Here is a 485-nt window from a genome sequence, read left to right as displayed (position 1 = left end):
TCTTGGCTCGCATTGGCTGTGTTGCCTGCTACATCTGTCACCGTGGCTGTCGCTGTATAGGTGCCGTCAGTCAAGCTGGTGCCGGTCGCATCTAGCGTCCATACGCCGTTGCCGTCGATTGTTAGCTTGCCATCATTTGTGCCTGTGCCGCCTAGCGTGTAGGTGGTGCCATTGAAGCTCACCGTTAGGGTGTCTCCTGTCTCTAGGTAGGCTTTACCACTGACTGACAAGGTCTGATCACTTGTCTTGAAGTCGCTTGTGTTGCTGCCGGTGTCTTGCGTGATGCTGTCTATGCTCACCGCATCGCTACCCGTATGGCCGCTCGTTCCTATCGTGGTGTCTACGACGATGTCTTGGCTCGCATTGGCTGTGTTGCCTGCTACATCTGTCACCGTGGCTGTCGCTGTATAGGTGCCGTCAGTCAAGCTGGTGCCGGTCGCATCTAGCGTCCATACGCCGTTGCCGTCGATTGTTAGCTTGCCATC

General features: G+C 56.1%; 1 protein-coding gene. It reads right to left on the bottom strand.

From position 1 onward, the window contains the following. The coding region (locus tag F8R15_RS21040) for an Ig-like domain-containing protein (RefSeq protein ID WP_172976295.1) at nt 1-485 on the bottom strand (485 nt) is incomplete at both ends.

Source organism: Thioclava sp. JE_KL1, assembly GCF_009296265.1.
GTDB lineage: Bacteria > Pseudomonadota > Alphaproteobacteria > Rhodobacterales > Rhodobacteraceae > Thioclava.
This window is presented reverse-complemented; position numbering and strand designations above follow the sequence as displayed.